Source organism: Cupriavidus sp. CPT47-8839-RL05A, assembly GCF_058792255.1.
The window spans coordinates 35625-55038 of record NZ_JBYTEG010000015.1; the positions used below are offsets into that span (position 1 = coordinate 35625).

Genomic DNA, 19414 nt, shown 5'->3' on the forward strand with positions numbered 1-19414 from the left:
CCATGGCCGCTGATTCCGGTCTCCTTGACATGCCGGGGCTTGAGGAAGCACGCCGGCTGATCGCGGCCGCCGGCAACATCCTCGTGCTGACCGGCGCCGGCATTTCCGCCGAATCCGGCGTGCCGACCTTCCGCGACGCGATGACGGGGCTGTGGGAACAGTTCGACCCGGAAGAGCTGGCCAGCGAGGACGCCTACCGCCGCCAGCCCGCGCTGGTCTGGGAGTGGTACCTGCACCGGCGCGAGCTGGTCGCAGCCGTGCATCCCAACCCGGCGCACCATGCGCTGGTCGCGCTGGCTGCGCAGAAACCGTTCACGCTGGTCACGCAGAATGTGGACGGCCTGCACCAGCGCGCCGGCAGCGCAGGCGTGATCGAACTGCATGGGAACCTGTTCGCCAACAAATGGCTGGACGGGTGCGGACGCTGCAACGAGGCGACCGCGCTGCCCGGCATGCCGCCGCGCTGCAACCTGTGCGGCGCGCTGATGCGTCCGGGCGTGGTGTGGTTCGGTGAGGACCTGCCGCGCGTGGCGCGCTACCGCGCCGAGCATGCGGCGCAGAACTGCGACCTGTGCCTGGTGGTCGGCACCTCGGGGCTGGTCTATCCGGCGGCGGGGCTGCCGGGCCTGGCGCGCGAGCATGGCGCGCCGGTGATCGTGGTCAATCCGCAGCCGTCGGCGCTGGACCAGACCGCGGATATCGTGCTGTCCGTCGCGGCGGGGGCATGTCTGCCATTGCTGTGGCCGCAGCCGGCACCCTCGGCCGGCTGAGCCTGGATCCGGGCGTTGCCGCCCGGACCATCCTTACTTCGCAATCTCGCCGATCAGCTTCTCCAGCTTGACCGCATCCGCCGCAAACAGGCGGATGCCTTCGGCCAGCTTCTCGGTCGCCATCGCATCCTCATTCAACTGCCAGCGGAAGGCCGGCTCGTCGGCCGCGATGCGGGCGATATTGGCGGCCTGGGCCTGGTCCACTGACAGCTTGTGCGCCACCGGGCCCTGGCCGGCGGCCAGCTGCTCGAGCAGCTCGGGGCTGATGGTGAGCAGGTCGCAGCCGGCCAGCGACAGGATCTGCGCGGTGCTGCGGAAGCTGGCGCCCATCACCTCGGTCGGGTAGCCGAACTTCTTGTAGTAGTCGTAGATCTGGCGCACCGAGCGCACGCCGGGGTCGTTGTCGCCGCCATTGGCGGCCGCGTCCCATTGCTCGCCGGCCTGCTTCTTGTACCAGTCGAAGATGCGGCCGACGAAGGGCGAGATCAGCTGCGCGCCGGCCTCGGCGCACGCCACCGCCTGCACCAGCGAGAACAGCAGCGTCATGTTGCAGCGGATGCCATCGCGCTGCAGGATCTCGGCCGCGCGGATGCCTTCCCAGGTGGAGGCAATCTTGATCAGCACGCGCTCGCGCGCAATGCCGCGCTGCTCGTACAGCTGGATCAGGTGGCGCGCCTTGGCCACGCTGGCCTCGGTGTCGAAGGACAGGCGCGCATCGACTTCGGTCGAGACGCGGCCCGGCACGATCGCCAGGATCTCGCAGCCGAAGGCGATCAGCACTTCGTCCATCACCGCATCGACGCCGCCGTTGCCGTGGTGGTCCTGTACCGCCTTCTCCAGCAGGTGCCGGTATTCGGGCTTTTGCACGGCCTTCAGGATCAGCGACGGATTGGTGGTCGCGTCCTGCGGGGTGTACTGCTTCATCAGCTGGAAGTCGCCGGTATCGGCCACTACCGTGGTGAATTGCCTGAGTTGTTCGAGCTGGTTCATGGTCGCTTGGTCGTCTGCTTGAGCGTCTGCAAAATCGGTCGCGGGCATCAGGGGTGCGCGTACGGCACCCGGTCCGGTCCATTGTACCGTCGCCCGCGTGACCTGCCGCCGCAATCCGCTACACTACGCGTTTCCCCCAACGCAATCTGGCTGTTGTCATGACTCAGGATGAACTCAAGACGCTGGTCGCGCAAGCTGCCGCCGACTACGTGAAGCAGGAAGTGCCCGAAGGGGCCGTGCTCGGGGTGGGCACTGGCTCCACCGCCAATCTCTTCATTGACGCCGTGGCGGCATTCAAGGAGCGCTTCGCCGGTGCGGTGTCGAGCTCCGAGGCCTCCACGCGCCGCCTGCAGCAGCACGGCTTCAAGGTGCTGGACCTGAACGAAGTCGACGAGATCCCGGTGTATGTCGACGGCGCCGACGAGGTCGACGCCAGCGGCGCCATGATCAAGGGCGGCGGCGGGGCGCTCACGCGCGAGAAGATCGTGGCTTCGGTCGCGAAGCGCTTTGTCTGCATCGCCGACGGCAGCAAGCTGGTCCAGACCATGGGCACCTTCCCGCTGCCGGTCGAGGTGATTCCGATGGCACGTGCCGCGGTGGCGCGCAAGCTGCAGGCCCTGGGTGGCCAGCCGCGCCTGCGCATGGCCAAGGAAGGCGGCATCTACAAGACCGACAACGGCAATGTGATCCTGGACGTGGTCGGCCTGAAGATCGACGATCCGCGCGGCCTGGAACAGGCCGTCAACCAGGTGCCGGGCGTGGTCACGGTGGGCCTGTTCGCGCTGCGCGGCGCGGATGTGTTGCTGCTGGGCACCGGCGACGGCGTGCAGCGCACTGACTACTGAGCAAAGCCGTCCGCGGCCAAGCAAAAAGGGGTGCCTGAGGCACCCCTTTTGTCATTGGCCGGTCCCGGTTCAGGACTGCGGCGGCACGTAGCCCTGGGCCTGGTCGGCGCCTTCGCCGAAGAAGTACTTCTCGGTCTGCTTGAGCAGGTACTGGCGCGCGCGCGCATCGGCCATGTTCAGGCGGTTTTCGTTGATCAGCATGGTCTGGTGCTTGAGCCAGCCAGCCCAGGCTTCCTTCGACACGCTTTGCCAGATCTTCTTGCCCAGTTCGCCGGGCAGCGGCGGGAAGTCGAGGCCTTCGGCTTCCTTGTTCAGCTTGATGCATTGGACCATGCGGGCCATGGGGACTCCTTGGTATGTTCGTTAGAGCTTCGGCGCTGGCGCTATTGTAGCCAAGCGGGGCACCGGGCCGCGGCGCTGCGGCGATTGCCCCTACGGCTTCAGAGCTTTTTCATCAGCACCATGGACTTGCGCTGCCAGTTGTAGAGCTTGCGCTTGTCCTCGGGCAGGTCGTCGACGTTGGCGTGGACGAAACCGCGCTTCAGGAACCAGTGTTCGGTCCGGGTGGTGAGCACGAACAGCTTCTCCAGGCCGAGCGCGCGGGCGCGGCGCTCGATGCGCTTGAGCAGGCGCTCGCCGTCGCCGGTGCCCTGGGCTTCCTGCGATACCGTCAGGCAGGCCATCTCGCCCATGTTCTCGCGCGGGTAGTCGTAGAGCGCCGCGCAGCCGAACAGGACGCCATCGTGCTCGATCACCGAGAAGTTGGAGATATCGCGCTCGATCAGGTGGCGTCCGCGCGGCACCAGCGTGCCATCCTGCTCCAGCGGGGCGATCAGCTGGACGATGCCGCCGACATCGTCGAGCGTGGCTTCGCGCAGGCTTTCCAGGTCGGTGTCTGACAGCATGGTGCCGACGCCGTCGTGCAGGAACAGTTCCAGCAGCACCGCGCCGTCGAGCGAATAGGGGATCAGGTGCGCACGCGGCACGCCGCCCTTGAGCGCCTTGACCAGGTGCTGCAGGTAGTTGGCCACGTCCGGCGGCAGGTGGTTGTTCTGCAGGCGCTCCACCGCCGTGCGCAGCGACATTTCCTGCATCATCTTGCCGACCGGGTCGGGCACGCCCGGCACCTCGGTGATGAAGATCAGCTTGTCGGCCTTGAGCGCCGTCGCGGTGGCGCTGGCCACGTCTTCCATCGACAGGTTGAAGGCCTGGCCGGTGGGCGAGAAGCCCAGCGGCGACAGCAGCACCACCTTGCCGTGCGACAGCGACATGCGCACGGACTCGGCGTCGATCTTGCGCACCAGGCCGGTGTGCTGGTAGTCGGTGCCATTGACGATGCCGACCGGGCGGGCAGTCACGAAGTTGCCGGAGATCACCGACAGCTGGGCGCCGGCCATCGGCGTATTGGGCAGGCCCTGGCTGAAGGCGGCCTCGATGTCCAGGCGCAATTCGCCGGCGGCTTCCTTGGCGCATTCGAGCGCGGCGTTGTCGGTGACGCGCACGCCATCGACGAACTGTGACTCGACATGGCGCAGCGCCAGCTGTTCTTCCACCTGCGGGCGCGAGCCATGCACCAGCACGATCTGCATGCCCATGGCGTGCAGCAGGGCGACGTCGTTGACCAGCGCATTGAGCACGCCCGACTTGACCAGTTCGCCGGCGAAGGCGATCACAAAGGTCTTGCCGCGGAAGGCATGGATATACGGCGCCACCATGCGCAGCCAGTCGACGAACTGCTGGTGGTCGGGGCCGCTGCGCTCGGGCTCGGCCGCCGTGGGCGCCGGGGTGGCGGGCACGGGAGAGGCCGGGGCAGGCGCGGGGAGTTCAGCCGCGGGCGGCTCCGCCGGCACGGGGGCGGCGGGTGAGGAGGCAGGCGCCGTCTGCGGCGCGTCGGTTCTGGCGTTCATCCCGCGGATTATAATCCCGGCCAATGTCAGAACAACGCCCCGTCAAGCCTAAACCACCCGCCGCGCCGCGCCAGCGCGCCGGTGCCGCTCAGCCAGCCTCCCCAACTCAGCCCCGGCCGGCCCCAGGCCCGGCCAGGAAGCCGGACGTCCGTGCGCAGCCAGCCGCTGCCCGGCCGGCCGGTGAAGCCGGGCAGCGCCCGCCACGCGGTCCCCGCGAGGCGCGTGCGCCGCGTGCGCCAAGGCCGGTCAACCCGCTGCCGCCCATCACCTTCCCGGAGGCCCTGCCGGTCTCCGGCCGCCGCGACGAGATCGCCGCGGCGCTGCTGGCCAACCAGGTGGTGATCGTCTCGGGCGAGACCGGCTCGGGCAAGACCACCCAGCTGCCCAAGATCTGCCTGTCGATCGGGCGCGGCCCGGGGCGCGAGGGTGGGGGGCTGATCGGCCACACCCAGCCGCGGCGCATCGCCGCCACCTCGACCGCCAAGCGCATTGCGCAGGAGATCGGCACGCCGCTGGGCGAGCACGTGGGCTACCAGGTGCGTTTCAACGACACCATGTCGTCGGGGGCGTCGGTCAAGCTGATGACCGACGGCATCCTGCTGGCCGAGACTCAGAACGATCCGCTGCTGCGCGCCTACGACACGCTGATCATCGATGAGGCGCACGAGCGCAGCCTGAACATCGACTTCCTGATCGGCTACCTGCGCCAGATCCTGCCGAAGCGCCCGGACCTGAAGGTGATCATCACCTCGGCCACCATCGATGCCCAGCGCTTTGCCCAGCATTTCGCCTCGGGCGACAAGCCGGCGCCGGTGATCGAGGTCAGCGGCCGCCTGTACCCGGTGGAAGTGCGCTACCGCCCGATCACCGAGGCCGTGCCCGCGGGCGCGCCGCGCAGCCCGCAGGCGCGCGAGCGCGACCTGTACGATGGCATTGTCGAGGCGGTCGACGAGCTGTGCCGCGTCGGCCCCGGCGATGTGCTGGTGTTCCTGCCCGGCGAGCGCGAGATCCGCGAAGCCGCCGAGGCGCTGCGCAAGCATCACCCGCCGCATACCGAGATCCTGCCGCTGTTTGCGCGGCTGTCGGTGCAGGAGCAGGAGCGGGTGTTCAAGCCGTCCAACGCGCGGCGCATCGTGCTGGCGACCAACGTCGCCGAAACCTCGCTGACGGTGCCGGGCATCCGCTACGTGGTCGATACCGGGCTGGCGCGGGTCAAGCGCTACTCGTACCGCAACAAGGTCGAGCAATTGCAGGTCGAGTCGATCTCGCAGGCCGCTGCCAACCAGCGCGCCGGCCGTTGCGGCCGGGTTGCCAACGGCGTGTGCATCCGGCTGTATGAGGAGTCCGATTTCGCCGGCCGGGCGCGCTTTACCGACCCAGAGATCCTGCGCTCGTCGCTGGCCGCGGTGATCCTGCGCATGAAGGCACTGCGGCTGACCGAGATCGAGTCGTTCCCGTTTATCGAGCCGCCGCTGGGCCGCGCCGTTGCCGACGGCTACCAGCTGCTGCAGGAACTGGGCGCGGTCGACGACGCCAACCAGCTTACCGGCACCGGGCGCCAGCTGGCCAAGCTGCCGCTGGACCCGCGCGTAGCGCGCATGATCCTGGCCGCGCGCGAGCATCACTGCCTGCGCGAGGTGCTGGTCATTGCCAGCGCGCTGTCGGTGCAGGACCCGCGCGACCGCCCGCAGGAGGCGCAGGAAGCCGCCGACCAGGCCCACCGCAAGTTCATGGACGAGAAGTCCGAGTTCCTGGGCTGGGTCAAGCTGTGGAAGTGGTTCGAGGACGCGGTCGCGCACAAGAAGTCCAACCGCCAGCTGCAGGACCAGTGCCGCGCCCACTTCCTGTCGCACCTGCGGCTGCGCGAGTGGCGCGACGTGCATTCGCAACTGCTGACCACGGTGACCGAGCAGGGCTGGCGCCTGAACGACAGCGAGCCCACCTATGAGCAGGTGCACAAGGCGCTGCTGACCGGCCTGCTGGGCAATGTCGGCTGCCGCATCGAGGATGGCGACGGCAAGGGCCGCGAATACCTGGGCGCGCGCGGCATCAAGTTCCACCTGTGGCCGGGCTCGCTGATCGCGCGCAAGGTCGGGCGCTGGATTGTCGCGGCCGAGCTGGTCGAGACCAGCCGGCTGTTCGCGCGCACGCTGGCGCGCATCGAGCCGGAATGGCTGGAGCAGGTGGGCCGTCACCTGCTCAAGGTCAGCTGGAGCGATCCGCACTGGGAAAAGAAGGCGGGCCAGGTGCTGGCGCTGGAGCGCGCCACGCTGTACGGGCTGGTGGTCTACCAGCACCGGCGCGTGCACTACGGCCCGATGAACCGGCAGGAAGCGCGCGAGATCTTTATCCGCCGTGCACTGGTCGAGGGCGAGTTCGACACGCGCCTGCCGTTCTATGCGCACAACCAGCGCCTGGTGCGCGAGATCGAGAACCTGGAGCACAAGTCTCGCCGCCAGGACGTGCTGGTCGACGACGAACTGATCTACGCCTTCTACGATCGCGCGATTCCCGCCGACATCTGCCAGCAGGCCAGCTTCGAGCAGTGGTACCAGGCAGACAGCGGCAAGGACCGCAAGCTGCTGTACCTGAACCGCGACGAGCTGATGCGGCACGAGGCGGCCGGCATCACCACCGACCTGTTCCCCAAGGCCATGAACGTGGCCGGGGTGGACATGGGACTGACCTACCACTTCGAGCCAGGCAGCCACCGCGACGGCGTGACCCTGACCGTGCCGCTGTACGCACTCAACCAGGTGCGCCAGGAGCGCGCCGACTGGCTGGTGCCGGGCATGATCAAGGAGAAGGTGCACCTGCTGCTCAAGTCGCTGCCGCAGAAGCTGCGCCGCCACTGCGTGCCGCTGCCGGAATATGCCGCGGGCTTTGTCGCGCGCCAGCCGCTTGGCGAGGGCGAGCTGCTGGACATGCTGATCGCCGATATCCGCGAGCAGACCGGCACCATGGTCAAGCGCGCCGACTTCAAGCTGGAAACGCTGCCCGCGCACCATACGATGAACTTCAAGGTGGTCGACGAGCACGGCCGCCAGCTTGAGATGGGCCGCAACCTGGCCCAGTTGCGTGCCGAGCTGGGCGGGCAGGCGCAGCAGTCGTTCCAGCGGGTGGCCGCGCAAGCCGCGGCACAGGCGGCAACCCAGTCCCCGGAGCAGGCGGCGCCGCTGGCCGCGGCCGAGCCCGGCAAGTACGAGGGCCTGACCGGGTGGAGCTTCGGTGAGCTGCCCGAGCTGCTGGAGATCCGCAAGGGCAGCCAGACCCTGTTCGGCTACCCCGCGCTGGTCGACCGCTGCACGCACTGCGACGTGGAAGTCTTCGACGACCCGCAGGAAGCCGCCCGCGTCCACCACCTGGGCTTGCGCCGGCTGTTTGCGCTGCAGCTGCGCGAGCAGGTCAAGTTCATCGAGAAGAACATCCCGGGCCTGCAGCAGATGGCGATGCAGTACATGACGCTGGGCACGCAGGAGATGCTGCGCGAACAGATCGTGATGCTGGCGCTGGAGCGTGCCTGCATGCAGGCGCCGCTGCCGCGCAACGAGGCCGAGTTCAATGCGCGCAAGGACGAGGGCCGCACCCGGCTGTCGCTGCTGGCGCAGGAGATCGCGCGGCTGGTGGGGACCATCCTGGCCGAATACGCCGGGCTGCCGCGCAAGCTGCTGCAGGCCAAGCCGTTCGCCGGGCCTCATGCGGACATGGAAGCGCAGCTCGGGCGGCTGATGGGCAAGCGCTTTGTCGGCGAGACCCCGTACACGCAGCTGGTCCATTTCCCGCGCTACCTGAAGGGCATCGCCATGCGCGTGGACAAGCTCAAGGGCGACCCGGCGCGCGACACCCAGCGCACGCAGGAGATGGCGCCGCTGGTGCAGCAGTGGCAGCGGGCCGAAAAGCAGCTGCGCACCCAGGGCCGCGGCGGCGAGGACGCGCGGCTGGAGGAATTCCGCTGGATGCTGGAGGAGCTGCGCATCGCGCTGTTCGCCCAGGAGCTGCGCACACCGGTGCCGATGTCGGTCAAGCGGCTGCAGAAAGTGTGGGAATCGATGCAGCGCTGAGCGCCGGCGCGGGGCGCAATGCCGGGGCGAACCGCAAATGGTCGCTCCGGCGCAACAATCTGCCAAAATCTTGATCGGGATCGGCCGCGGCGTCAGCGGATTTTCGTGCTCAACCGTTAGAATCGCCGGTTCAGTCTTCTTCTGGCGGGTCTTATGTTTGCGCTGCGGTTCGCATTGCGTCGTGTTGTAGCTGGTGGTTTCACGGTGGGCGCCCTGGCGCTGGGCCTGCTGGCCGCACCGGCATCGGCAGAAGTGGTGGTGATACTGAATTCAGGTGATGCAACCGTCACGCTGATCGACAAGGATACGCAGAAGGTGCTGGAGACCTTCCCGATCGGCAAGGAACCGCACCACCTGATCGCAACGCCGGACGACAAGTCGCTGATCGTTGCCAACGCGGTCGGCAACGACCTGGTGTTCCTGGACCCGGTCTCGGGCAAGGTCCAGCAGCGCGTGCCCAATGTCGACGACCCGTACCAGATCGGCTTCTCGCCGGACCAGAAGTGGTTTGTCGCCACCGGCAACCGGCTCGACCGTGTCGACCTCTACCGCTGGGACGGCAAGGCGCTGAAGCTGGCCAAGCAGTTCCCGCTGGCCAAGACCCCCAGCCATATCGCCTTTACCGCCGACAGCCGCATCGCCTTCATCACGCTGCAGGACTCCAATGAGGTGGCGGCTATCGACCTGGTCACGCAGAACGTGATGTGGCGCATGGAAACCGGCTCGGCGCCGGCGGGCATCTGGGTCACGCCGGACCAGAAATACCTGCTGGTCGGCATGACCGGGGCTGATTACGTGGCCGTGATCGACTGGCGCACGCGCACGGTGGTCAAGCAGATCCAGACCGGCAAGGGCGCGCACAACTTCCGCGCGGTCGGCGACAAGCGCCACCTGTTCCTCAGCAACCGGGTCACGAGCAGCATCAGCATCATCGACCAGCAGACGCTGACCAAGGTCGGCGACATCACCGGCCTGCCGCCGGGCCCGGACGACATGGAGCTGACCGCCGACGGCAAGACGCTGTGGGTCACCTTCCGCTGGGCGCGCTCGGTCGGCCTGGTCGACGTGGCCAGCCGCAAGCTGGTCAAGACCGTGCGCGTCGGGCGCTCGCCGCACGGCATCTATTTCCGCACGCGCGCGCCGCTGTATTGACCGGGCAGGGCAGGGACCATGGATGACACCAGGGCATCGCGATCCGGACGGCTGGGCAGGCTGCTGGCTGCGCTGGCGCTTGCCTGCGGCCTGCCATCTGCGCTGCAGGCGGCTGACGCGCCCAAGCCTGCCGCCAAGGCGTGCCCGGCCGGCACGCTTTACCTGACCTTCGACACAGGCAGCATGAGCCAGGCGCAGCTGATCGCCGATACGCTGCGCCGCCACCATATCCGCGCCACGTTCTTCCTGGCCAATGAGCCGACCGTGCGCCAGGACAGTTCGCTGGACCCATCCTGGGCGCCGTACTGGAAGTCGCTGGTGGCCGACGGCCACGCCTTTGGCACGCATACCTTCGACCATGTCTACCTGCGCAGCGTGCGCGCCGGGCATGTGACCATGCGGCCGCAGTTCGGCGCGCAGGCGGGCAAGGACATGGCCATGGATGCGGCCGGATTCTGCCAGGAGCTGCGGCGCAGCGCCGACGCCTTCCACGGCATGACCGGCGCCGCCATGGTGCCGCTGTGGCGCGCTCCGGGCGGGCGCACCGCGCCGCAGACGGTGCAATGGGCCGAGCAGTGCGGCTTCCGCCACGTCGGCTGGGCGCCGGCCGGGTTCCTGGGCGACGAGCTGTCGTCCGACCGCTATCCCAACGCGGCACTGCTGGAACGCGCGCTGGCCAACCTGCGCGACGGCGATATCACCATGGCGCACCTGGGCATCTGGTCGCGCAAGGATCCGTGGGCGCCCGGCGTGCTGGAGCCGCTGCTCGCCGGCCTTGAGCGCAAGGGATTCTGTTTCGCGACGCTGCGCGAGCACCCGGCCTACCGCGACTGGATCGCCAGGCCGCAGCCAGTCGGGCAAAAGGAGGGCAGGCGCTGATGTGGGAGACGCTGAACGGCTGGATCGGCCAGGTCGAGGGCACGCTGTTCCAGGACGTGGTGCTGCCCGTGGTCTACGACCTCGGGTTTGGCCGCTATGCCGAGGAAGCCTTCACCGGCACCGAGTGGCTGCTGGTGGGCCTGGTGCAGATCGTGGTGATGGCATTGATCCTGGGGCCGCTGGAGAAATGGCGCCCGGTCGAGCCGGTATCCGACCGCGCCGGCATCCGCACCGATATCTTCTACACGGTGATCCACCGGCTCGGGCTGTTCCGGCTGGCCATGTTCTTCCTGCTCGCGCCGCTGACCGACGCCCTGGAAGGCGACCTGCGGCTGATGGGCTGGCACCGCATCAATGTGGAAGACTGGTGGCCGGGCGTGACCTCGGTGCCGCTGGTCAGCTTCTTTGTCTACCTGCTGCTGTTCGACTTCCTCGACTACTGGTACCACCGGCTGTCGCATTCGTTCCGCTGGTGGTGGCATCTGCATGCGGTGCACCACAGCCAGCGCCAGATGACGCTGTGGAGCGACAACCGCAACCACCTGCTGGACGACATGCTGCGCGATCTGGTGTTCGCGCTGGTGGCGCTGGGCGTGGGCGTGGAGCCGTCGCAGTACGTGCTGCTGGTGGCGTTGTCGCAGTTGCTGCAGAGCCTGCAGCATGCCAACGTGCGGCTGCACTTCGGCGCCATCGGCGAGCGGCTGCTGATCTCGCCGCGCTTTCACCGCACCCACCACGCCGTGGGCATCGGCCATGAGGCCGACGGCGCACCGGCCAAGCTGGGCGGCTGCAACTACGGCGTGATCTTCCCGTGGTGGGACATGCTGCTCGGCACCGCGGTCTTCACCGAGACCTACCATCCGACCGGCATCCGCGACCAGCTGCCGCCGCCGCTGGGCAAGGGCCACGACTACGGCGCGGGCTTCCTGGCGCACCAGTGGTACGGCATCAAGCGGCTGCTGCGGCTGCGCTGAAACGGCGGGTCTGGAGGCAGTCCTCCACCCGCGGCGCAACACGGCGCGCCGCGGCGGCAAGCGGCGTATGCTAGTGTTCCGGGTTGCCGCCGGTCCGGCCCAGTCGGACTTCTGCCGCGCCCGGCGCCTTTCCTCCTGTTTGCCTTCGACTGCATGAACGATATCTTCCGCTCGTTTGGCCGCGCGCTGGTCAGCCAGCTGCATCCCCGCATGCTGATGCTGACCGTGCTGCCTTTCGTCCTGGCCACGCTGCTGTGGGGCGGTCTGCTCTGGTGGGGCTGGGACCCCATCATGGGCGCCACGCGCAGCTTCCTGGAAACCTCCATCCTGACCAGCTGGATCTACAGTGCGCTCGACTGGTTCGGCCTGCAATCGATGCGCACCATCGTGGCGCCGCTGTTCGTGGCGGCGCTGGCGATCCCGCTGGTGATTGCCTCGATGCTGATGTTTATCGGCGTGTTCTCGGTGCCGGCGGTGGTGCGCCACCTGGAGCGCAGCTACCCGGACCTGGCCAAGGCCCATGGCGGCAGCATCCTGGGCAGCGTGCTCCAGGCGCTGGGCAGCACGCTGGTGTTCCTGGTGCTGGTGCTGGTGACGCTGCCGCTATGGCTGATCCCGCCGTTCTTTGCGCTGATCCCGCCGGTGCTGTGGGGCTGGCTGACCTACCGCGTGATGACGTATGACGCGCTCGCCGACCACGCCAGCGCCGAAGAGCGCAAGACGCTGGTGCGCCGCCACCGCACGCCGCTGCTGGTGATCGGGGTGGCGGTGGGGCTGCTGGGCTCGGCGCCGACGCTGCTGTGGGTGTCGTCGGCGGCGGTGATCTTCCTGTTTCCGTTCGTGCTGGCCGGCACGCTGTGGCTGTATGTGCTGATCTTTATTTTCTCGGCGCTGTGGTTCGGCCACTTCTGCCTGCGCGCTCTGGCGCAGTTGCGGGCCGAGCGCGCGGCGGTGCCGGCCCAGCCGCCGGTGCCTCAGCCGGACCAGCCGGCGCTTGACGGCGACGTCATCGACCTGGCGCCGAGCGACGTGCGCCGCATCGAAAACTCCTGAAGCGAGGGCAATATGGGTTTTGGCCTGATCGTCATTGGCGACGAGATCCTGTCGGGGCGGCGTGAAGACAAGCATCTGCGCCGCACCATCGAACTGCTGGGCGCGCGCGGCCTGGCGCTGGACTGGGCCGAATACGTCGGCGATGACCGCGCCCGCATCACCGCCACGCTGCGGCGCACGCTGGCCGGCCCGGACGTGGTGTTCTGCACCGGCGGCATCGGCGCCACGCCGGACGATCACACCCGCCAGTGCGCGGCCGCCGCGCTGGGCGTGCCGCTGGTGCTGCATCCCGACGCGCGCGAGCTGATTGCGCTGCGTATTGCCGAGACCGCCGGCGGCGACCCGGTCAAAGCCGACCTGAACCAGCCGGAAAACCAGCACCGCTTCAAAATGGGTGAGTTCCCCGAGGGCGCGCGCATCATCCCCAACAGCTACAACCGCATCCCGGGCTTTTCGGTCGGTCACCACCACTTCATGCCGGGTTTCCCGGTGATGGCATGGCCGATGATGGAATGGGTGCTGGACCACGACTATGCGCACCTGTTCCACCAGGTGCAGCAGCAGGAGCGGGCCTTCTACGTGTTCGAGGCGCCAGAGTCCACGCTGACGCCGCTGATGGAGACGGTCGAAGCGGCGCATCCGGGCATCCGTGTGTTCAGCCTGCCGTCGGTCGGCGACGTGCAGCGCGGCGACCGCTTCGCGCGCCGCCATATCGACCTGGGGGTCAAGGGCCCGGCCGACCTGCTGGCGCCGGCCTATGCGATGCTGCTCGCAGGCGTGCAGGCGATGGGGTTCGAGACCGTGGAGCAGCCGCCGCGCGAAGCGGCGCAGGCTTAAGGCGGCACGGGTCGCAAAAAGAAGAAGGGGCAGCCTTGGCTGCCCCTTCTCTCATCCTGGCCCGACCGCGATCAGGCGCCGTGCCACGGCAGTCCGCGCACGCACCAGCCTTCAACAGTCTTGCGGTGGTGGTGGTCGTCGCGGTTGCCCTCGAAGCCTTCCAGCACATCCATGGCGAAGTGGTAGCCGGCTTCGGTGGCCACGCGCGCGGCGTGCTTGGAGCGCGCCGCGCTGCGGCACAGGAACAGCACCGGCACGTCGGCCGGCACGCGTGCCCTCAGCTCTTCGACGAAGCGGGCATTCTGCGCACCGCCCGGATAGGACATCCATTCGACATGGGCGAACTGCGCGTCCGGCACGTCAACGCCGCCGACCCAGTCCAGCTCGGCCTGGGTGCGCACATCGACCAGCACGGCGGAAGGATCGTTCTGCAGCAGCGCAAAGGCTTCCTGCGGCGACAGCGCGCCGAAATACGGGAGCTGGTTCTGTTGTTGGCGCTGGCGGGCGGCCTGGAGGAGATCGTCTCGGGTGGTCATCTGCGTGACAAATTTGAGGAATGGAATTGGGGGCGGCAAAGCCGCAACACACTATTCTATAGCGCCGGGCCGATTCGAAACCTCATTGCCGGCTGCCGGGGCGTCTGATGACTATTTTTGGTGCAAATGCACTGCTTCAGTGCGGTACCTTGCTGGATGCACCATTGTGGTGTTTCATTAGGGGGCGCTACGTCGGAATGCGTGTAACCGGTGCGCCACTCGGCAGTGGAGCCGCTGCTTTCCTTACGCCGCCGCGGTGCGCGGTTCGCCGACGTTGCACATTTTTCGGGCTGCCGGTGGCGGTGGGGCGTTTGCATGGCACGCTTTCTGCTAACATTCCTCGTCCTTTCGTGGCTGGTCGGGACGGCGCGGCAGAGCATGCATCGGCGCCGGTGACGACAGGCCCAAGAATTGGCTTTCTCAGACTTCCGCCGAATATCCAGGAGATTGGCATGGCCCACAGCGTTGCAGACGTGATGAAGCTGGTGAAGGAAAACGACGTCAAGTTCGTCGATTTCCGTTTCACCGATACCAAAGGCAAGGAGCAACACGTGTCCGTGCCCGTGTCGCACTTCGATGAAGACAAGTTCGAAAGCGGCCACGCCTTCGACGGTTCGTCGATCGCCGGCTGGAAGGGTATCGAAGCTTCGGACATGCTGCTGATGCCGGATTCGAACACCGCCCACATCGACCCGTTCTACGAAGAACCGACGCTGGTGCTGTCCTGCGACGTGGTCGAGCCGTCGGACGGCAAGGGCTATGACCGCGACCCGCGTTCCATCGCCAAGCGCGCCGAAGCCTACCTGAAGAGCACCGGCCTGGGCGACACCGCCTTCTTTGGCCCGGAGCCCGAGTTCTTCATCTTCGACGGCGTGACCTGGAACGTCGACATGCAAGGCTGCTTCGTGAAGATCCACTCCGAAGAAGCCCCGTGGTCGTCGGCCAAGGAATTCGAACACGGCAACAGCGGCCACCGTCCGGGCAAGAAGGGCGGCTACTTCCCGGTCGCCCCGATCGACACCTTCCAGGACATGCGTTCGGAAATGTGCCTGATCCTGGAATCGCTGGGCATCCCCGTTGAAGTCCACCACCACGAAGTGGCTGGCCAGGGCCAGAACGAAATCGGCACCCGTTTCAGCACGCTGGTGCAGCGCGCCGACTGGACCCAGATGCAGAAGTACGTGATCCAGAACGTCGCCCACACCTACGGCAAGACCGCCACCTTCATGCCGAAGCCGATCGTCGGCGACAACGGTTCGGGCATGCACGTGCACCAGTCCGTGTGGAAGGACGGCCAGAACCTGTTCGCGGGCAACGGCTACGCCGGCCTGTCGGAATTCGCGCTGTACTACATCGGCGGCATCATCAAGCACGCCCGCGCCCTGAACGCCATCACCAACCCGGGCACGAACTCGTACAAGCGCCTGGTGCCGGGCTTCGAAGCTCCGGTGAAGCTGGCCTACTCGGCCCGCAACCGCTCGGCTTCGATCCGCATCCCGTACGTGGCCAACCCGAAGGGCCGCCGCATCGAGACCCGCTTCCCGGATCCGCTGATGAACCCGTACCTGGGCTTCTCGGCGCTGCTGATGGCCGGCCTGGACGGCGTGATGAACAAGATCCACCCGGGCGAAGCTGCCGACAAGAACCTGTACGACCTGCCGCCGGAAGAGGATGCAAAGATCCCGACCGTGTGCTCGAGCCTGGACCAGGCGCTGGAGTACCTGGACAACGACCGCGAGTTCCTGACCCGCGGCGGCGTGTTCTCGAACTCGATGATCGATGCCTACATCGAACTGAAGATGGAAGAAGTCACGCGTTTCCGCATGACCACGCACCCGGTCGAGTTCGAAATGTACTACTCGCTGTAAGCGGCCCTTGCCCGGGAATGACACAGGTTGTGACCGGGCAACAGTTGCACCAGAAAGGGGCGGCTTCGGCTGTCCCTTTTTGCTTTGCTCGCTAGAATGGGGAATCGTGTTCCCACCCCGTTCAAACCTAACGCCATGTTCATGGACGCCTCTTCACGCACGGCCTGCCGGACCCTGACCTTGCCCCGCTCTCTGCACCAATTTCGTCTCGGATTCCCTGTTCTGGTGAGTGCCGTGGCGCTGACGCTGGGCGCATGGGCCGGGCAGTCTGCCGCGCAGTCCTCGGACGTCTATGTCTGCACCGGGCCCAATGGCGTGCCCGAGTATCGCAATGGCAACGCCGGCAAGGGCTGCAAGAAGCTGAAACTGCCGGAGGTGGTGACGGTTCCGGGCGGACGCATCGCTGCGCCGGCCAAGGGCGCTGGCAGCACCGCCGGCGCGGCGGCTGGAGGCACCAGCTTCCCGCGCGTGGACAGCGCCACGCAAAAGAGCCGCGACGGCGAGCGCCGCGCGGTGCTCGCGCAGGAGCTGCAGGCCGAAGAGGCCAAGCTGCAGGCGCTGCGCGCCGAGTACAACAACGGCCAGCCGGAGCGCCAGGGCAATGAGCGCAACTATCAGAAATACCTCGACCGCACCGCAGCGCTGCGCGACGACATCGCCCGCAGCGAGGCCAATGCGGCGTCGCTGCGGCGCGAGCTTGGCAATTTGAAGGACTAGTCTTATGCGTCGCCTGATTCGCGGAGTGTCGCGCAAGGCCGGCGGTGCCGACGGCGCCCGTGGCGAATCGCCGGCGGCTGACGCGGCGCCGGCCGAAGGCAGCGCCCAGGTGCTGACCATGGGCGCCGTGGCGTTCCATGCAGGCCTGGACGTAGTGGCCAACCCGGTGCTGCTGGTGCAGCAGCCGGGGCTGCGCGTGGTCTTTGCGAACCCGGCGGCTGAAGCCACCTTCGGCGTGTCGCGCAAGGGCATGGTGGAGCTGACGCTGCCTGACCTGTTCGGGCGTTCCGACGAGCTGCACAGCATGATCGACACCGTGGTCACGCGGCAGTTCGACGTGCGCCGGCAGGACCTGATCCTGCACCCGCCGCTGCAGGAGCCGGCCCATGTGCACGTGGTGATCTCTGCGCTGGAAGCGGTGGGCGACACCGTGGTGGTGGAAATCCTGCCCAACGAACAGAAGGTGCGCAGCGAACGCGAAGAGCGCATCCTGGACCTGACCTCGGCCAACAAGGAACTGATCCGCAACCTGGCCCACGAGATCAAGAACCCGCTGGGCGGCATCCGCGGCGCGGCGCAGCTGCTGGAGTTCGAGCTGCCGGAGCGCTCGCTGCGCGAATACACGCAGGTCATCATCAAGGAATCGGACCGGCTGCAGACGCTGGTGGACCGGCTGCTGGAGCCGCACCGGCATCCGCATATCGTGTCCAGCCTGAATATCCATGAAGTGCTGGAGCGCGTGCGCTCGGTGGTGCTGGCGGAGTTTCCCAACGGGCTGGAGATCGTGCGCGACTACGACGCCAGCCTGCCCGAGCTGCAGGGCGACATGGAGCAACTGATCCAGGCCGTGCTCAACATCGTGCACAACGCCGCGCAGGCGCTGGCCGACCGCATGGCGCGCGGCGATGCGCAGATCGTGCTGCGCACGCGCGTGGCGCGCCAGGTCACGATTGCCAAGCGCTTGTTCAAGCTGGCATTGGACTTGCATGTCATCGACAACGGCCCGGGAATTCCCGAAGACATCCGCGAACGCATCTTCTATCCGCTGGTATCGGGCAGGGATGGCGGCAGCGGACTCGGTCTCACACTCGCTCAAACCTTCGTGCAGCAGCACGAGGGCTTGATCGAATGCGAGAGCAGGCCGGGCTGTACCGACTTCCGCATCCTGCTGCCGCTGCACTAGCTTTTGCCGGCGTCCGCGAGCGATGGTGCATCCGCCGTGGCCGGGCATGCGGAAGACCAAATGACACCGAGCAGACAAGCGACGCACATGAAGCCGATCTGGATAGTCGACGACGATCAATCAATCCGCTGGGTCCTGGAAAAGGCCCTGGCCCGTGAAAGCCTGCTCTCGCGCAGCTTCACCAATGTGCGGGATGCGCTGGCCGCGCTGGAAGAAGACCAGCCCCAGGTGCTGATATCGGATATCCGCATGCCCGGCGGATCGGGCCTGGACCTGCTGCAGGCCATCAAGGCCCGGCATCCGGGCCTGCCGGTCATCGTGATGACGGCCTACTCGGACCTGGACAGCGCCGTGGCCGCGTTCCAGGGCGGCGCCTTCGAATACCTGGCCAAGCCCTTCGATGTCGACAAGGCGGTCGAGCTGATCCGCCGCGCGCTCGAAGAAAGCCTGCGTGAGGAAGAGCTGGACGACCGCCTCGTCGATGCGCCCGAGATCCTCGGCCAGGCGCCGGCGATGCAGGACGTGTTCCGTGCCATCGGCCGGCTCTCGCAGTCCAACGTGACGGTGATGATCACCGGCGAGTCCGGCACCGGCAAGGAGCTGGTCGCACGCGCGCTGCACAAGCACAGCCCGCGCGCCAACGGGCCCTTTATCGCGCTCAATACCGCAGCCATCCCCAAGGACCTGCTCGAATCCGAACTGTTCGGCCATGAGCGCGGCGCCTTCACCGGTGCGCAGACCATGCGGCGCGGCCGCTTCGAGCAGGCCGAGGGCGGCACGCTGTTCCTCGACGAAATCGGCGACATGCCGTTCGACCTGCAGACGCGCCTGCTGCGCGTGCTGTCCGATGGCAACTTCTATCGTGTCGGCGGCCACAACCCCTTGCGCGCCAATGTGCGCGTGATTGCCGCCACCCACCAGAACCTGGAGCTGCGCGTCAAGGAAGGGCTGTTCCGCGAGGACTTGTTCCACCGCCTGAACGTGATCCGGCTGCGCCTGCCGCCGCTGCGCGAACGCCCGGAGGACATCACGCTGCTGGCGCGTCATTTCCTGCAGAAGAGCGCCAAGGAACTGGGCGTCGAGCCCAAGCGCATGTCCGACGAAGCGCTGGCCTATGTCAGCACGCTGCCGTTCCCCGGCAACGTGCGCCAGCTGGAGAACCTGTGCAACTGGCTGACCGTGATGGCTCCGGCCCAGACCATCGAGGTCAAGGACCTGCCACGCGAGATGCTGGAAGCCGGCACCAGCGAGCCGGTCAATGCGCCGCGGCCCGAGCGCGTTGCCGAAGCGCGTGCGCCCGAGTATGAAAGCGCGCCTGACCTGGCCGACTACGGCGGGTATGCGACGCCGGTGGCAGAGGCCGACACGGCCACCGCAGTCCGGCCCGCGTCCGTGGCGACGGTGGTCCCGGCCCTGGCCCCGGCCGGCTGGGAAAGCCTGCTCGCCGGCGAGGCACGGGCAATGCTCGAAGCCGGCCAGCCGGAGGTCATGGATGTGCTGACGCGCCGCTTCGAGAAGGCGGTGCTGGAGGCCGCGCTGGGTGTCACGCGCGGGCGCCGCGTCGAGGCGGCGACCCGGCTCGGGATCGGGCGCAATACCATCACGCGCAAGCTGCAGGAGCTTGGGTTCGACTGAGCCAGGG

The 19414-nt window shown here is 67.4% G+C and carries 16 protein-coding genes; 12 read left to right on the forward strand and 4 right to left on the reverse strand.

The features are described 5' to 3' along the window. Positions 1-2: 2 nt before the first annotated feature. Positions 3-770, forward strand: coding sequence for an SIR2 family NAD-dependent protein deacylase (locus AC3WVS_RS19030; protein ID WP_492319892.1), 768 nt, complete (start codon positions 3-5; stop codon positions 768-770). Between the two features lie 33 nt (positions 771-803). Here AC3WVS_RS19030 and tal read toward each other — a convergent pair whose 3' ends face one another. After that, the gene (tal, locus tag AC3WVS_RS19035; protein ID WP_492319893.1) at positions 804-1760 is read right to left on the reverse strand and encodes a transaldolase; all 957 of its coding nucleotides are present in this window, start codon (positions 1758-1760) and stop codon (positions 804-806) included. A gap of 158 nt (positions 1761-1918) precedes the next feature. Between tal and rpiA the strand changes: the two genes are divergently transcribed. After that, on the forward strand, positions 1919-2605 hold the full coding sequence (gene rpiA, locus AC3WVS_RS19040) for a ribose-5-phosphate isomerase RpiA (RefSeq protein ID WP_492319894.1): 687 nt from the start codon (positions 1919-1921) through the stop codon (positions 2603-2605). Positions 2606-2674: 69 nt separating this feature from the next. Here the strand turns inward: rpiA and AC3WVS_RS19045 are convergent, their stop codons facing one another. Together AC3WVS_RS19045 and argA are read right to left on the reverse strand one after the other, a co-directional pair. Further along, positions 2675-2947 carry an oxidative damage protection protein gene (locus AC3WVS_RS19045; RefSeq protein WP_010809445.1) on the reverse strand — a complete coding sequence of 91 codons (273 nt, stop codon included), beginning with the start codon at positions 2945-2947 and terminating at the stop codon, positions 2675-2677. Between the two features lie 98 nt (positions 2948-3045). Continuing rightward, the gene (gene argA, locus AC3WVS_RS19050) at positions 3046-4512 is read right to left on the reverse strand and encodes an amino-acid N-acetyltransferase (protein ID WP_492319895.1); all 1467 of its coding nucleotides are present in this window, start codon (positions 4510-4512) and stop codon (positions 3046-3048) included. Between the two features lie 23 nt (positions 4513-4535). On the opposite strand from argA, the gene hrpA reads away from it, so the two are divergent. From hrpA to AC3WVS_RS19080, 6 genes are all read left to right on the forward strand, one after another. Next, complete coding sequence (gene hrpA, locus AC3WVS_RS19055; RefSeq protein ID WP_492319896.1) at positions 4536-8573, forward strand: ATP-dependent RNA helicase HrpA; 4038 nt, start codon at positions 4536-4538, stop codon at positions 8571-8573. A 153-nt stretch (positions 8574-8726) separates the two neighbouring features. Next, on the forward strand, positions 8727-9725 hold the full coding sequence (locus AC3WVS_RS19060) for a YVTN family beta-propeller repeat protein (RefSeq protein ID WP_492319897.1): 999 nt from the start codon (positions 8727-8729) through the stop codon (positions 9723-9725). Positions 9726-9743: 18 nt separating this feature from the next. Further along, entirely contained in the window at positions 9744-10604 is an 861-nt protein-coding gene (locus tag AC3WVS_RS19065) for a polysaccharide deacetylase family protein (RefSeq protein WP_492319898.1), read from the forward strand. After that, a complete protein-coding gene (locus AC3WVS_RS19070; protein WP_011615615.1) occupies positions 10604-11578 on the forward strand; it encodes a sterol desaturase family protein in 975 nt (324 codons plus the stop codon). Before AC3WVS_RS19065 ends, AC3WVS_RS19070 begins: the two co-directional genes overlap by 1 nt. A gap of 153 nt (positions 11579-11731) precedes the next feature. After that, complete coding sequence (locus tag AC3WVS_RS19075; protein WP_492319899.1) at positions 11732-12631, forward strand: EI24 domain-containing protein; 900 nt, start codon at positions 11732-11734, stop codon at positions 12629-12631. A 12-nt stretch (positions 12632-12643) separates the two neighbouring features. Continuing rightward, a complete protein-coding gene (locus AC3WVS_RS19080; protein ID WP_492319900.1) occupies positions 12644-13468 on the forward strand; it encodes a competence/damage-inducible protein A in 825 nt (274 codons plus the stop codon). A gap of 71 nt (positions 13469-13539) precedes the next feature. On the opposite strand, the gene AC3WVS_RS19085 is transcribed toward AC3WVS_RS19080, so the two are convergent. After that, the gene (locus AC3WVS_RS19085) at positions 13540-14004 is read right to left on the reverse strand and encodes a rhodanese-like domain-containing protein (protein WP_010809453.1); all 465 of its coding nucleotides are present in this window, start codon (positions 14002-14004) and stop codon (positions 13540-13542) included. Between the two features lie 452 nt (positions 14005-14456). Between AC3WVS_RS19085 and AC3WVS_RS19090 the strand changes: the two genes are divergently transcribed. The 4 genes from AC3WVS_RS19090 (at position 14457) to ntrC (ending at position 19407) form a co-directional block, all read left to right on the forward strand. Further along, entirely contained in the window at positions 14457-15872 is a 1416-nt protein-coding gene (locus AC3WVS_RS19090) for a 3-hydroxylaminophenol mutase (RefSeq protein WP_010809454.1), read from the forward strand. Positions 15873-16013: 141 nt separating this feature from the next. After that, positions 16014-16589, forward strand: coding sequence for a DUF4124 domain-containing protein (locus tag AC3WVS_RS19095; RefSeq protein WP_492319991.1), 576 nt, complete (start codon positions 16014-16016; stop codon positions 16587-16589). Positions 16590-16593: 4 nt separating this feature from the next. Then, the gene (gene glnL / locus AC3WVS_RS19100; RefSeq protein WP_492319901.1) at positions 16594-17772 is read left to right on the forward strand and encodes a nitrogen regulation protein NR(II); all 1179 of its coding nucleotides are present in this window, start codon (positions 16594-16596) and stop codon (positions 17770-17772) included. An 87-nt stretch (positions 17773-17859) separates the two neighbouring features. Beyond that, positions 17860-19407: a nitrogen regulation protein NR(I) gene (gene ntrC / locus AC3WVS_RS19105; RefSeq protein WP_492319902.1), complete on the forward strand. Its 1548-nt coding sequence runs from the start codon at positions 17860-17862 to the stop codon at positions 19405-19407. Positions 19408-19414: the final 7 nt, after the last annotated feature.

Coding starts and splice junctions, on each gene's coding strand:
- hrpA (WP_492319896.1), top strand. CDS start 4,536: ATGTCAGAACAACGCCCCGTCAAGCCTAAACCACCCGCCGCGCCGCGC.
- ntrC (WP_492319902.1), top strand. CDS start 17,860: ATGAAGCCGATCTGGATAGTCGACGACGATCAATCAATCCGCTGGGTC.
- AC3WVS_RS19090 (WP_010809454.1), top strand. CDS start 14,457: ATGGCCCACAGCGTTGCAGACGTGATGAAGCTGGTGAAGGAAAACGAC.
- AC3WVS_RS19080 (WP_492319900.1), top strand. CDS start 12,644: ATGGGTTTTGGCCTGATCGTCATTGGCGACGAGATCCTGTCGGGGCGG.
- AC3WVS_RS19030 (WP_492319892.1), top strand. CDS start 3: ATGGCCGCTGATTCCGGTCTCCTTGACATGCCGGGGCTTGAGGAAGCA.
- AC3WVS_RS19085 (WP_010809453.1), bottom strand. CDS start 14,004: ATGACCACCCGAGACGATCTCCTCCAGGCCGCCCGCCAGCGCCAACAA.
- AC3WVS_RS19095 (WP_492319991.1), top strand. CDS start 16,014: ATGGACGCCTCTTCACGCACGGCCTGCCGGACCCTGACCTTGCCCCGC.
- AC3WVS_RS19065 (WP_492319898.1), top strand. CDS start 9,744: ATGGATGACACCAGGGCATCGCGATCCGGACGGCTGGGCAGGCTGCTG.
- glnL (WP_492319901.1), top strand. CDS start 16,594: ATGCGTCGCCTGATTCGCGGAGTGTCGCGCAAGGCCGGCGGTGCCGAC.
- AC3WVS_RS19070 (WP_011615615.1), top strand. CDS start 10,604: ATGTGGGAGACGCTGAACGGCTGGATCGGCCAGGTCGAGGGCACGCTG.
- AC3WVS_RS19060 (WP_492319897.1), top strand. CDS start 8,727: ATGTTTGCGCTGCGGTTCGCATTGCGTCGTGTTGTAGCTGGTGGTTTC.
- AC3WVS_RS19075 (WP_492319899.1), top strand. CDS start 11,732: ATGAACGATATCTTCCGCTCGTTTGGCCGCGCGCTGGTCAGCCAGCTG.
- rpiA (WP_492319894.1), top strand. CDS start 1,919: ATGACTCAGGATGAACTCAAGACGCTGGTCGCGCAAGCTGCCGCCGAC.
- AC3WVS_RS19045 (WP_010809445.1), bottom strand. CDS start 2,947: ATGGCCCGCATGGTCCAATGCATCAAGCTGAACAAGGAAGCCGAAGGC.
- tal (WP_492319893.1), bottom strand. CDS start 1,760: ATGAACCAGCTCGAACAACTCAGGCAATTCACCACGGTAGTGGCCGAT.
- argA (WP_492319895.1), bottom strand. CDS start 4,512: ATGAACGCCAGAACCGACGCGCCGCAGACGGCGCCTGCCTCCTCACCC.